Genomic DNA, 12,686 nt, shown 5'->3' with positions numbered 1-12,686 from the left:
GATGAGCCCCTCCCTTCCTGCGCGCGGCTTCACCCTGATTGAGGTGATGGTGGTGATGCTGATCATCGGCGTGCTGGCCACCACGGTGACGCTCAGCATGCGGCCGGATACCCATCGTCAGGCTTCGGATGAGGCCTACCGATTGGCGCGGGTGCTGGAGCAGGCGGCGGACGCCGCCGAAATGGGGGATCCGCTGGCCCTGATGTGGGACGCCAAGGGTTATGGTTTCCGCCGTCGCGGCGACAACGGCGACTGGGGCGGCGCCAACGACGACTGGGGCGGCGCCAACGACGAATTGCTGGCCGACCGGCTGTGGCCGGAGGGTGTGCACGGCGGCGCGCTGTTGCTGGACGGCCAACCCTGGCCGGCGGGGCGGCCGCTGCTCTTGTGGCAGGACGGGCGCGCCAACGCGCTGGCTTTGCAGATCAAGACCGAGACGCGCAGCTTGGCCGTGACCCTGTCGCCGTTGGGACGCAGCCGGGTGGACGAAGGCTCATGAAGCGCGAGCGCGGCTTTACCTTGTTTGAAGTGCTGGTGGCGCTGGCCATCATCGCTGTGGCCTTGGGCGCGTTGTTGCGAGCCACCGGTCTGGCCGCCGACAACGGCGAAGGCATGAAGCGCCGGATGCAGGCGGCCTGGGAGGCGCAGAACATGATCGCTCTGATGCAGGCGCGCCGCGAATGGCCGGACGTGGGCGAGCAGGCTGGAGAATTGGACGACGACGGCGCGCGCTGGCGCTGGCAGCGCGTGATCAGCCAGACGCCCAACCCGAATTTCCGCAAGGTGGTGGTACGGGTGTTGGCTCAGGGCGATGGCCGTTATGTGCTGGCCGAGATGACCGGCTACCTGCGCATGAATGTTGGAGGCGGGTCGTGAGGGACGGCCGGCAGGGCGGCATGACCTTGATCGAGATTTTGGTGGCGATGAGCTTGCTCGCCATCTTGTCGGTGCTCGGCTACAAGGCGTTCGGCTCCTTGCTGATCTCGCGCGAACGGCTGATGCAGACCAGCGAGCAATGGGTGGACGCCGCGCGCGCCTTCCGGCGGCTGGAGGGCGATTTGACCGGCCAGATGCCGGCGCCGACGCAAGGGCAGGGGCCGAGCCTGGGCGGCAGCCAGTTGCTGCTGCAAAGCGACGGCGACGGACAGACGCTGACCCTGCAGAGTTTTTCCGCCCGCTATCCCGGCGGCCAGGAGCGCATCAGCTACCATGCCGGCGCGCAAGGCCTCAGTTGGGCGGCGGGCGACGCTCAGGGCGCGGCGCCGACCGCCTACGTGCTTTTAGGCAAGGACGCCGCGGTGCGATGGCGCGTGATGTTGGACGACGGCAACTGGCTGGAGAACTGGCCGCCGCGAGAAGCCAGCTTGGCGCGCAGCCCGCGCGCGCTGGAAATGCGCATCCGCATGCCGGGCAATGAATGGGCGAAACGGATATGGGCGCTGCCATGAGGGCGTCGGGGTGCCGGAAGCAGCGCGGCATGGCGGTGATCATGGCCTTGCTGATCGTGGCCTTGGCCACCACCGCCGCCTCGCTGGTGCTGTGGCAGCAAGGCCTGTGGTGGCACCAGCTGGACAATGATCGCAATCGCGCCCAACTGCGACTGGTGGCGGACGCCGGCCTGGGCTGGGCGATGGAAATCCTGCGTTTCAACAACGGCGCGGCCGGCAACGGCGTGGTGGCCTTGTCCCAGCTGTGGGCGCAACCTTTGCCGCAGACCGAGGCGCAGGGCGTGACCGTGGCCGGGCAGCTGAGCGATCTGCAGGGACGCTTCAATCTGAATTCGCTGGTGCAGAACGGCCAGACCAATGCGCGGCAGCTGGTGTTCTACAAGCGGCTGCTGACCACGCTGGGCCTGCCCACGCGCTTGTCCGAACCCTTGGTCAGACAGTTGCGCGGCGGCAAGGATTCGGAGGACGCCAGCCAGCCGGCGGGCGAGAACCGTCCGCCGGAGCCGGGCGCGACGGCGCCGGGCCATCCGCTGCTTCGCGTGGAGATGTTGCGCTGGCTGCCGGGCTACACCCCGGAGGTGCTGGACAAGTTGCTGCCGCACGTAGCGGCCTTGCCGGCGGATGTCAGCCAGATCAACATCAACACCGCCACGCCGGCGGTGATGAAAACCTTGTTGCCCGGCGTCGGCGACGGCAATTTGCTGGTCTTGCTCAACCAGCGCAAGGTCAATTACTACAAGGACGCCAACGACTTCAAGGCGCGGTTGCCGGCGCCGGGCATCATCGCCGACACCGACATCGCCGCGGCGTCCAATTACTTCATGCTGGACAGCTCTGCCCGGCTAGAACGGGCGCGGCTGGAAATGCGGGCGCTGATCTACAGCAATATGAATGTGGTGAAGACGCTGTGGCGGCAAGACGGCGCGGGACGTCCGCCGCCGGCCAGGGGAAACGGAAATCAGAATGACAACGCTTAGACTGTATCTGCGGGCCGGTTGGCCCGATAGCGAACCGGGGCTGCCCTGGGCCTTGCTGGGCGCGCGCGGCGAGCCGAGCGCTCAGGGCGACAGCGCGCCGGCCGGCTGGCCGCGCGCCGATCGTTGCGAACTGATCCTGCCCGCCGGCCGCACTCTGTTCACCCAGGCGCGGCTGCCGGCCGCGGTCAAGCAGCCGACGGCGGCGATGATGGGTTTCGCTCTGGAGGAGGGGCTGATCAATGATCCCTCCGCCAATCTTTACGCTCTTGGCGGGGAGTTGCCGGATGGCAGCCGGGCCGTGGCGGTGACCGAGGCGTTTCCGGTGCGCCGCGCCGTGGCCATGCTCAAGAGCGCGGGGCGGCTCTGCGACCGCATCCTGCCGGAGGAAAGCCTGTTGCCGTCGCCTGCGCGCGACGGTTGGAGCGTGGCGCGCGGTAGCGAGGGCTGGCTGCTGCGGCTGAGCGCCACGCGCGCGGCCTGGCTGCCCTATTGCGGCGAAACCACCGAACAACTGTTGTTTGCACGGCTGGCGACACAGCTGCCGCCGGCCAGCCTGATTGTGTGCGGGGCTGAAGCGGCCGGTCTGATCGGCTCGCGGCTGCCGGCGTGGCAAGGCGAGCCCAAGCAATTGGCCGCTCATGATTGGCGGCATGGCCAGGCACAACAGGCTTTCGATTTCGCCAACGGCGAATTGGCGGCCAATCGCCGCTGGCGCGACTGGGGACCGGCGCTGAGACGGACCGGGCTGGTGCTGGGCGGCTTGCTGGCGGCGCAGCTGGCGCTGACCCTCGGCCAGGCCGCTTGGTATGCCTGGCAGAAACAAAGCCTGTCGGCCGACATTCGCGCCGCCGCCAAACCTTGGATCGGCGGTCAGGCGATGCCGGGCAGCAGCGCGCTGGCAATGACGCGGGCGGTGGACAAGCTGCGGCTGAGCCACGGCCTGCCGGCTCGCGACGACGCCTTGGAACTGATGGGCGCGCTGGCCGCGCTCAGCGGCCGCGATTTGCAGACCCGCACGCTCAGCTACGAAGGCGGGCGGCTCAAGCTGCAAGTGGCGGACGTGCCGGGGGAAACCTTGCAACGCTGGCGTAGTCAACTGGCGGCTAAGCAAATCCGCTTGGACGTGACCGCCACCCAGCAAGGGACCAAAGAACTCAGCTTGTCCCGGGAGCCTTGAAATGAAGCAATACCGTGAACAATTCGTCGCTTACTGGCGGCAGCGCAGCCGCCGGGAACAAGGGCTGCTGCTGGCGATGGCCGTCGTGCTCGGCGTCGGCGTGCTCTACGCCGGCGTCTGGGAGCCGGCGGGCAAATCGGTGGAGCGCAACCGCGCCGCGGCGGCGCGCCTTCAAGCCGAACTAAGCCATGTGCAGTCTTTGGCTCGGGAGGCAGAGCAACTGAAGCGCCAGCCCGCGCAAGCGGCGCTGCCCGCCAAGGAGCTGTTGCCGGTGATTCGTCAGGTGGCGCAGAGCCAAGGCTTGTCCGAGGCTGGCTGGCACTTGAGCCCCGAGGGCGAGTCCGGCGTGGCGATGGAGGGGACGATGGCGTTCGACGCCTGGGTCAAATTGGCCGGCGTGCTGGCGGCTCAGCACCAGGTGCGCGTGCTCAGTGTGAGGGCGGAGGCGCAGCCGATGCCGGGCCAAGTGCATATCAAGGCGCTGCTGGCGCATGCCGGAGGCGGCGCATGAAACGAAAGATTCTGATTGGCGCGCTATTGGGCGCGTTGTTCCTGGCCGGCCTGATCACCGCTTTGCCGGCGAGCTTGCTGTCGCTGCCGCTGTTGCGAGCCACCGGCGATCGCTGGCAGTTCAGCGGCGCGCAAGGCACGGTGTGGCAGGGCAAGACGCAATTGGTCTATGTCGGCGACAAGGGCGAGGTGTTGCCGATGAGCCGGATAGGCTGGCGCTTCCAACCCAAGGCCTTGCTGTCGGGGCGGGCGATCTGGCTGCTGGAGAGCGACGGCCAGGACGGCAAGCTGGAGTGGGGCTGGGGCGGGATGGAGGTCAACGGCGTCAACCTGACTCTGCCGGTGGCGGCGCTGGCGAATTTGTCCAAGACCTGGCAGGCGGCGCGCTTGGGCGGCGATCTGCAGCTCAAGATCGGCCAGTTCAGCCGCAAGGACGGCCAGTTGGCCGGCAATCTGCAGCTCAGCTGGCTGGGCGCGGCCTCGCCCTTGAGCCCGTTGTCGCCGTTCGGCTCCTACCAGATGGACGTCAACGGCGCCGGCGCGGGCGTGGCGCTGAACGTGTCGACGCTGGACGGACCGTTGAATCTGAGCGGGCAGGGGCAGTGGCTGCCGGGCGCGGCCTTCGCGCTGAGCGGCAGCGCCGACAGCCCGCCGGAAAAATACGACGCCTTGAAGCCGTTGATGCTGATGCTGGGCAAACCGAGCGGGCCGACCAGCGTGCAGTGGCAGATCCGCCCCGGGGCCTGATTGCCGCTCATTTGTCATGTTATCGATTTTTCTTGTGAGTTTTTCGGTTCGGGGTTACTATAGAAAGGTTTAACCAAACGGGACTGATGCGCCAGGCATCGAGTCCCGTTCTTCACATAAAGCAATTCGAAAACTTAGGGTAGGGACAGATCCCATCTGTCGCGGCCAGGGTCTTGCGCGAGCAAGGCGGCCAGGCGGGCGGACGGGGTCAAACAAACCGGCGCAGCCGGTTTTTCCTTACCCGCCGCAAACGCAATAGGAGCAGCTTGTGTCAACCGTACCCGCAATCCTTGTCTTGGCCGACGGCACCGTGTTCAAGGGCAGTGCTATCGGGGCCGCCGGACATACGGTGGGCGAGGTGGTGTTCAATACCGCCATCACCGGCTATCAGGAGATTTTGACCGACCCCTCCTATACCAAACAGATCGTCACCCTGACTTATCCCCATATCGGCAACGTCGGCGCGAATTCGGAAGACACCGAATCTCGCGCCGTTTTTGCATCCGGCCTGATCATTCGCGATCTGCCGCTGCTGCATAGCAACTTCCGCGCCGAAAACTCCTTGTCCGGCTATCTGAAGCAGCACAATGTCGTCGCCATCGCCGACATCGACACCCGCCGGCTGACCCGCATCCTGCGCGAGAAGGGCGCCCAGGCCGGCTGCATCATGGCCGGGGACATCGACGAGGCGCGCGCGCTGGAGCTGGCGCGCGGCTTCGGCTCCATGGCCGGCCAGGATCTGGCCCAGGTGGTCAGCTGCGACAAGCCTTACGCCTGGACCGAGCGCGAGTGGAAGCTGGGCGCCGGCTATCAGGTGCAGTCGTCTACCCGCTTCCACGTGGTCGCCTACGACTTCGGCGTCAAGCACAATATTCTGCGCATGCTGGCCGAACGCGGCTGTCAGTTGACGGTGGTGCCGGCCAAGACCCCGGCCGCCGACGTGCTGGCGCTGAATCCGCACGGCGTCTTCCTGTCCAACGGCCCTGGCGATCCGGAACCGTGCGATTACGCCATCGCCACCATCCGGGACATCCTGAACGCCAAGCTCCCGGTATTCGGCATTTGCCTCGGCCATCAACTGTTGGGCCTGGCTAGCGGCGGCAAGACGTCCAAGATGAAGTTCGGCCACCACGGCGCCAACCATCCGGTGCAGGACCTGGACAGCGGCCGGGTGATGATCACCAGCCAGAACCATGGTTTCCAGGTGGATGAAACCAGCCTGCCGGCCAACGTGCGCGTGACTCACCGTTCCTTGTTCGACGGCACGGTGCAGGGCATCGCATTGACCGACCGTCCGGCCTTCTCCTTCCAGGGCCACCCGGAAGCCAGTCCGGGGCCGGAAGACGTCGCTTATCTGTTCGACCGTTTCATCGCCTCGATGGCGGAACGCGTTTAAGCGGGGAGCGGGGACATGCTGGGGATTACCGATCTCACCACCTATCTGCTGGGCGCCGTTCTCATTGTGCTGTTGCCGGGGCCCAACTCCATGTATGTGCTGTCGGTGGCGGCGCAGCGCGGCACGCGCGCCGGCTTTGCCGGCGCCGGCGGCATCATCATCGGCGACTTCATCCTGATGACGCTGGCGGCTACTGGCGCGGCTGGTCTGCTGAAGGCCAACCCGATGCTGTTCGCCGTGGTCAAGTATCTGGGCGGCGGCTATCTGGCCTGGCTGGGCTTCAATATGCTGCGCGGCGCGCTGACGGCCTGGCGCCGCTCCGCCCGCGGCGAAGCGGCCGAGGCCAAGTCGGTGCTGGTGGGAGAGGAAAATCCTTTCGTCAAAGCCTTGCTGATCAGCTTGATGAATCCAAAGGCCATCCTGTTTTTCGTGTCCTTCTTTGTTCAATTCGTTGATCCCGCTTACCCGCATCCTGCGCTGACCTTCGTCGCGCTGGGCTTGATCGTGGAAGTGTGCAGCACGCTGTACCTGACCGCGCTGATCGTCGCCGGCCACCGGCTGGCCCAGGCTTTCCGCCGCCGCCGCAGGTTGAGCGCGGCGCTGGGCGGCTCGGTGGGCGCGCTGTTCGTCGGCTTCGGCGCCAAGCTGGCCGCGGCCAGCCTGTAAGACAGAGATTTAACATTCGCCGCCATGCCGCCGGGCGTCCCAGGCGTCCGGGCTTGGCGGCAAACAAAATGCAATCATAAAGAGTAGAACCATGCCAAAGCGTAGCGACCTCAAAAGCATTCTGATCATCGGAGCCGGCCCCATCGTCATCGGCCAGGCCTGCGAATTCGACTACTCCGGCGCGCAAGCGTGCAAGGCCCTGCGCGAAGAGGGCTACAAAGTCATCCTGGTGAACTCCAACCCGGCCACCATCATGACCGATCCGGACATGGCCGATGTCACCTACATCGAGCCCATCACTTGGAAAGTGGTGGAAAAGATCATCGCCAAGGAGCGCCCGGACGCCATCCTGCCGACCATGGGCGGCCAGACCGCGTTGAACTGCGCGCTGGACCTGGCCAAGAACGGGGTGCTGGAAAAATACAAGGTGGAGCTGATCGGCGCCACCGAGGACGCCATCGACAAGGCCGAAGACCGCGGCCGTTTCAAGGAAGCGATGGCCAAGATCGGCCTGTCCTGCCCGCTGTCCTTTGTTTGCCACACCATGGAAGCGGCGCTGGACGCGCAGTCCAAGGTGGGTTTTCCGACACTGATCCGCCCGTCCTTCACCATGGGCGGTTCCGGTGGCGGCATCGCCTATAACCGCGAAGAATTCCTGGCCATCTGCGAGCGTGGTTTCGAAGCCTCTCCCACCCATGAGCTGCTGATCGAACAATCGGTGCTGGGCTGGAAAGAGTACGAAATGGAGGTGGTGCGCGACAAGAACGACAACTGCATCATCATTTGCTCGATCGAGAACTTCGACCCGATGGGCGTGCACACTGGCGACTCCATCACCGTGGCGCCGGCGCAAACGCTGACCGACAAGGAATACCAGATCATGCGCAACGCCAGCCTGGCGGTGCTGCGCGAGATCGGCGTGGACACCGGCGGCTCCAATGTGCAGTTCGCCACCAATCCGGCCACCGGCGAAATGATCGTCATCGAAATGAACCCGCGCGTCAGCCGTTCCTCGGCCTTGGCGTCCAAGGCCACCGGCTTCCCCATCGCCAAGATCGCCGCCAAGCTGGCGGTGGGCTTCACGCTGGACGAATTGAAGAACGACATCACCGGCGGCGCCACCCCGGCCTCCTTCGAACCGTCCATCGACTACGTGGTCACCAAGATTCCGCGTTTCGCCTTTGAAAAATTCCCGCAGGCCGACGACCGCCTGACCACCCAGATGAAGTCGGTGGGCGAGGTGATGGCGATGGGCCGCACCTTGCAGGAATCGATGCAGAAAGCGCTGCGCGGCCTGGAAACCGGCCTGGCCGGCTTCGACCCGGTCACGAGCGACGAAGCGGCTATCCGCCATGAACTGGGCACGCCGGGACCGGAGCGCATCCTGTACGTGGCCGACGCCTTCCGCATCGGCATGAGCCGCGACGATATCCACGCGGTCAGCAAGATCGACCCCTGGTTCCTGGCGCAGATCGAAGACCTGATTGGCGAAGAACAAGCGCTGGCCGGCCGCAAGATCGAAGAACTGGACTACGCAGAACTGCGCCGCTTGAAGCGCAAGGGCTTCTCCGACCGTCGTCTGGGCGAGCTCTTGGGCTCGGACCAGGCCGCGGTGCGCGCCAAGCGCTGGAGCCTGAACCTGCACCCGGTGTACAAGCGCGTGGATACCTGCGCCGCCGAATTCGCCACCAACACCGCCTATATGTACTCCAGCTACGAGGAGGAGTGCGAGTCCAACCCGTCCGACCGCAAGAAGGTGATGGTGTTGGGCGGCGGGCCGAACCGCATCGGTCAGGGCATCGAGTTCGACTACTGCTGCGTGCACGCTGCGCTGGCGCTGCGCGAATCCGGTTTCGAGACCATCATGGTCAACTGCAACCCGGAAACCGTATCCACCGACTACGACACCTCCGACCGCCTGTACTTCGAACCGTTGACGCTGGAAGACGTGCTGGAAATCTGCCGTATCGAAAAACCGTTCGGCGTCATCGTCCAGTACGGCGGCCAGACCCCGCTGAAACTGGCGCGCGCGCTGGAAGCCAACGGCGTGCCCATCATCGGCACCACCCCGGATATGATCGACGCCGCCGAGGACCGCGAGCGCTTCCAGAAGCTGCTGCACGAGCTGGGCCTGAAGCAGCCGCCCAACCGCACCGCGCGCGCGCCGGCCGAAGCGATGAAGCTGGCCGAGGAAATCGGCTATCCGCTGGTGGTGCGTCCGTCCTACGTGCTGGGCGGCCGCGCGATGGAAATCGTCCACGAACCGGCCGACCTAGAGCGCTATATGCGCGAGGCGGTGAAGGTGTCCAATGACAGCCCGGTGCTGCTGGACCGCTTCCTCAACGATGCCATCGAAGTCGACGTCGACTGCGTGTCCGACGGCGAGAACGTGGTGATCGGCGGCATCATGCAGCACGTGGAGCAGGCCGGGGTTCACTCCGGCGATTCCGCCTGCTCGCTGCCGCCGTACAGCCTGTTCCCGGCGGTGCAGGATGAGATCCGCCGCCAGACCGTGGCCATGGCCCGCGCTTTGAACGTGGTTGGCCTGATGAACGTGCAGTTCGCCATTCAGGGCGACACCATCTACGTGCTGGAGGTGAATCCGCGCGCCAGCCGCACCGTGCCCTTCGTCTCCAAAGTGACTTCCGCTCCGCTGGCCAAGATCGCGGCGCGCGCGATGGCCGGCATCGGCCTCAACGAGCAGGGCTTCACCAAGGAGGTGATTCCGCCGTTCTACGCGGTGAAGGAAGCGGTATTCCCCTTCATCAAGTTCCCCGGCGTGGACACCATCCTGGGGCCGGAAATGAAGTCCACCGGCGAGGTGATGGGCGTGGGCAAAACCTTTGCCGAAGCCTATGTGAAGGGCCAGCTGGGCGCAGGCGACCGTCTGCCCAAGACCGGCAAGGTGTTCTTGTCCGTGCGCGACAGCGACAAGAACGGCGCGGTGGAAGTGGCGCGCGAACTGCAGCGCTTGGGTTTCGGCGTCTGCGCGACGCGCGGCACCGCCAAGCACTTGTCCGCGGCGGGCATTGTGGTGCAGGTGGTCAACAAGGTTAATGAAGGCCGCCCGCACATCGTCGACATGATCAAAAACTCGGAAATCGATCTGCTGATCAACACCGTCGACGAAAAGCGTCAGGCGATTCAAGACAGTCACTCCATCCGCCGTTCGGCCTTGCAGGCGCGGATTCCGCAGTACACCACCCTGGCCGGCGCCAAGGCGGTGTGCGTGGGCATGGCCCACGCCGAGGAGTTCGACGTCTACAGCGTGCAGGAACTGCACAGCCAGATTCAGGGCTGAGTCCTGACGCGGGGGCTTGGAAGCGGGAGGGGTTTGCCGTTACAATCCCTCCCATAACCCGCTACTTCAAGCCGCCGTCCAGTACGGCGGCTTGTGCTTTTGATGAAGGCGGATGCCGCCTCTGGAGAGAATTCTGAAATGATCAAAGTCCCGTTGACCGTGCGCGGTGCCGAGCTGCTGAAAGAAGAGCTGCAACGCCTCAAGAGCGTGGAACGTCCGGCAGTGATCGAGGCGATTGCCGAGGCTCGCTCGCATGGCGACCTGTCCGAGAACGCCGAATACGACGCCGCCAAGGAGCGTCAGGGTTTTGTCGAAGGCCGCATCGCCGAACTGGAAGGCAAGATTTCCAACGCGCTGATCGTGAACCCGGCTGAACTGGACGCCGACGGCCGCGTGGTGTTCGGCGCCACCGTCGAACTGATGGACCTGGAGACCGAGGAAAACGTCACCTACCAGATCGTTGGCGACGACGAGGCCGATATCAAGGTATGCAAGGTGTCGGTGAACTCCCCGATCGCGCGCGCGCTGATCGGCAAGGAAGCTGGCGACGTGGCCGAGGTGGTGGCCCCGGGCGGCATCCGCGAATACGAAGTGCTCGACGTCAAATACATCTGAGTCCCGCCGGCGAGCGGGCCTGACGGTCCGCGCGCGGCGCGGCGTGGGAGAGGGGCTGAGACATGGATGGATTGCGTTCAATCGCCAAGACGTTCTGGATTGGCGGCTTGTGGGTGATCGGCATCATCGTGGCGCCGGTGCTGTTCGCCATGCTGGACCGGGTTACCGCCGGCATGGTAGCCGGCAAGCTGTTCGCCAGCATCGCCTGGGTGGGGCTGGTGTGCGGGGCGATTCTGCTGGTGGACCATATCCGCCGCAACGGCGCGGCCGGGGTCAAGGAAAGCGGCTTCTGGCTGGTGATGGGCATGCTGGCCTGCACGCTGATCAATCATTTCGCCGTCACTCCCATCATCGCCAATCTCAAGGCGCAAATGAATCATGCGGCCGAAGGCCTGTTCGGCGGCGGCTTCGCCACCTGGCATGCGATTTCCAGCCTGATCTATCTGGTGCAGAGCTTGATGGGTTTGGTTTACGTCTGGCGCAACGACTAAGAACCTGTTCTTGATCTGCTGTGCTTCGGCGAGATGGATGGAAGAGGACGTTGAAAACATCTTCAGAAATGCAGATGTACCGTATGTACATTCCGTTTTCTCGGTTGAAACGCCTGGTCTCGCTCTCGCTGGCGAGACTTTGAGCAGGCTCTAGGACGCCGTTCCCTGTATGGAGCGGAAAACAAAAGCGGTGGCATGCCACCGCTTTTCTACCAAGCGCGATCGCCGCGAACGACGTTCAGCCTTTCAGCGCCTGCTTGTTCTTGGGCAGGATGATGCGTTGTTTATCGCTTGGACGCCATAGCACCAGCAACTTGCCGATGTGTTGGACCGGGGCGGCGCCCAGGTCTTCGCAGATCTGCTCGAACATGGCGACGCGCGCTTCGCGGTCGTCGCCCTGCACGCGGACCTTGATCAGTTCGTGTGCGTCCAGATTGATGGCGATTTCGCGGATCACCGCTTCGGTCAGGCCGTTGTTGCCTATCATCACCACCGGGTTGAGGTCGTGCGCCAGTCCCTGCAGATACTTGCGCTGGAACGGCTTGAGTTCAATTTTCATGAGAAATACGGATTTACAAAGCAAAAGCCGATTCTACTCGAGTTGGGCGCTTTCCCAAAGTCCGGACCTAAAATAAATGAAAAACAACAGGATAGCGCGGCTGACCTGTTGCCCACCTTTTTAAGAGCGCAGCGCAATGGCTAGAAGCAAGAGCAGCAACCACTGGTTGCAGGAACACGTCAACGATCCCTATGTCAACCAAGCGCAGAAAGACGGCTACCGCGCGCGGGCCGCTTACAAGCTGCTGGAAATCAACGACAAGGACAAGCTGATCCGTCCCGGCACGGTATTGGCCGATCTGGGGTCCACCCCCGGCAGTTGGTCGCAGGTGGCTGCGCGCATTGTCGGCGACAGCGGCAAGGTGTTCGCGCTCGACATTCTGGACATGGTCCCGGTGCCCGGCGTGGACTTCATCCAGGGCGACTTCCGCGAGGAAGAAGTGCTGGCGCAATTCGTGCAATTGCTCGGCGGTCGCGAATTGGACCTTGTAATTTCCGATATGGCGCCCAATATGTCAGGCATGAGCGCCATTGACCAGGCCAGAAGTTTTCTGTTGTGCGAGCTGGCGTTGGAATTTGCGCGAGATCATTTGAAACCTGGCGGCCATTTTCTCGTCAAAGTGTTCCAGGGCAGCGATTTCCAAGCCTATCTCAAGTCCATGCGCGAGCTGTTCGACGAGGTAGTCACCCGCAAGCCGAAAGCGTCGCGCGACCGTTCCAGCGAAATTTACCTGCTGGGCAAAGGCCGACGCTGACATAAAGTGGCTCGCGGCGTACAATCAAAGCAAATATCTAGACAA

At 64.1% G+C, this 12,686-nt stretch carries 14 protein-coding genes; 13 read left to right on the top strand and 1 reads right to left on the bottom strand.

Translation table 11 applies throughout. From position 1 onward, the window contains the following. Position 1 precedes the first annotated feature (1 nt). The 12 genes from GYH29_RS19760 (at position 2) to GYH29_RS19705 (ending at position 11,328) form a co-directional block, all read left to right on the top strand. Complete coding sequence (locus GYH29_RS19760; RefSeq protein WP_161524279.1) at positions 2-499, top strand: prepilin-type N-terminal cleavage/methylation domain-containing protein; 498 nt, start codon at positions 2-4, stop codon at positions 497-499. Beyond that, the gene (gspI, locus tag GYH29_RS19755) at positions 496-876 is read left to right on the top strand and encodes a type II secretion system minor pseudopilin GspI (protein WP_019100907.1); all 381 of its coding nucleotides are present in this window, start codon (positions 496-498) and stop codon (positions 874-876) included. The genes GYH29_RS19760 and gspI overlap by 4 nt, the downstream gene beginning before the upstream one ends. Then, positions 873-1,448, top strand: coding sequence for a type II secretion system protein GspJ (locus GYH29_RS19750; RefSeq protein ID WP_019100908.1), 576 nt, complete (start codon positions 873-875; stop codon positions 1,446-1,448). The genes gspI and GYH29_RS19750 overlap by 4 nt, the downstream gene beginning before the upstream one ends. A 29-nt stretch (positions 1,449-1,477) precedes the next feature. Beyond that, positions 1,478-2,425, top strand: coding sequence for a type II secretion system minor pseudopilin GspK (gene gspK / locus GYH29_RS19745; RefSeq protein ID WP_019100909.1), 948 nt, complete (start codon positions 1,478-1,480; stop codon positions 2,423-2,425). Further along, on the top strand, positions 2,412-3,602 hold the full coding sequence (gene gspL / locus GYH29_RS19740) for a type II secretion system protein GspL (RefSeq protein ID WP_081574124.1): 1,191 nt from the start codon (positions 2,412-2,414) through the stop codon (positions 3,600-3,602). The genes gspK and gspL overlap by 14 nt, the downstream gene beginning before the upstream one ends. 1 nt (position 3,603) lies before the next feature. After that, positions 3,604-4,113 (top strand): type II secretion system protein GspM, encoded by a 510-nt coding sequence (gene gspM / locus GYH29_RS19735; protein WP_019100911.1) that lies wholly within the window; start codon positions 3,604-3,606, stop codon positions 4,111-4,113. Next, entirely contained in the window at positions 4,110-4,859 is a 750-nt protein-coding gene (locus tag GYH29_RS19730; RefSeq protein WP_043591333.1) for a type II secretion system protein N, read from the top strand. The genes gspM and GYH29_RS19730 overlap by 4 nt, the downstream gene beginning before the upstream one ends. A 268-nt stretch (positions 4,860-5,127) precedes the next feature. Further along, on the top strand, positions 5,128-6,255 hold the full coding sequence (gene carA / locus GYH29_RS19725) for a glutamine-hydrolyzing carbamoyl-phosphate synthase small subunit (protein WP_043591332.1): 1,128 nt from the start codon (positions 5,128-5,130) through the stop codon (positions 6,253-6,255). Between the two features lie 15 nt (positions 6,256-6,270). Further along, positions 6,271-6,921, top strand: coding sequence for a leucine efflux protein LeuE (gene leuE, locus GYH29_RS19720; protein WP_043591331.1), 651 nt, complete (start codon positions 6,271-6,273; stop codon positions 6,919-6,921). A 91-nt stretch (positions 6,922-7,012) separates the two neighbouring features. Continuing rightward, a complete protein-coding gene (carB, locus tag GYH29_RS19715) occupies positions 7,013-10,222 on the top strand; it encodes a carbamoyl-phosphate synthase large subunit (RefSeq protein WP_019100915.1) in 3,210 nt (1,069 codons plus the stop codon). Positions 10,223-10,360: 138 nt separating this feature from the next. Then, positions 10,361-10,837: a transcription elongation factor GreA gene (greA, locus tag GYH29_RS19710; RefSeq protein ID WP_019100916.1), complete on the top strand. Its 477-nt coding sequence runs from the start codon at positions 10,361-10,363 to the stop codon at positions 10,835-10,837. Positions 10,838-10,899: 62 nt separating this feature from the next. Further along, positions 10,900-11,328: a DUF4149 domain-containing protein gene (locus tag GYH29_RS19705; RefSeq protein WP_043591328.1), complete on the top strand. Its 429-nt coding sequence runs from the start codon at positions 10,900-10,902 to the stop codon at positions 11,326-11,328. Positions 11,329-11,566: 238 nt separating this feature from the next. On the opposite strand, the gene yhbY is transcribed toward GYH29_RS19705, so the two are convergent. Further along, positions 11,567-11,887: a ribosome assembly RNA-binding protein YhbY gene (yhbY, locus tag GYH29_RS19700; RefSeq protein WP_019103533.1), complete on the bottom strand. Its 321-nt coding sequence runs from the start codon at positions 11,885-11,887 to the stop codon at positions 11,567-11,569. Positions 11,888-12,023: 136 nt separating this feature from the next. Between yhbY and rlmE the strand changes: the two genes are divergently transcribed. Then, the gene (rlmE, locus tag GYH29_RS19695; protein WP_039756170.1) at positions 12,024-12,641 is read left to right on the top strand and encodes a 23S rRNA (uridine(2552)-2'-O)-methyltransferase RlmE; all 618 of its coding nucleotides are present in this window, start codon (positions 12,024-12,026) and stop codon (positions 12,639-12,641) included. Positions 12,642-12,686 lie beyond the last annotated feature (45 nt).

This window comes from Chromobacterium haemolyticum, assembly GCF_009936155.1.
GTDB classification, from domain to species: domain Bacteria; phylum Pseudomonadota; class Gammaproteobacteria; order Burkholderiales; family Chromobacteriaceae; genus Chromobacterium; species Chromobacterium haemolyticum.
Note: the sequence above shows the minus strand (reverse complement) of the source record. Positions and strands in the feature narration are given on the sequence as shown.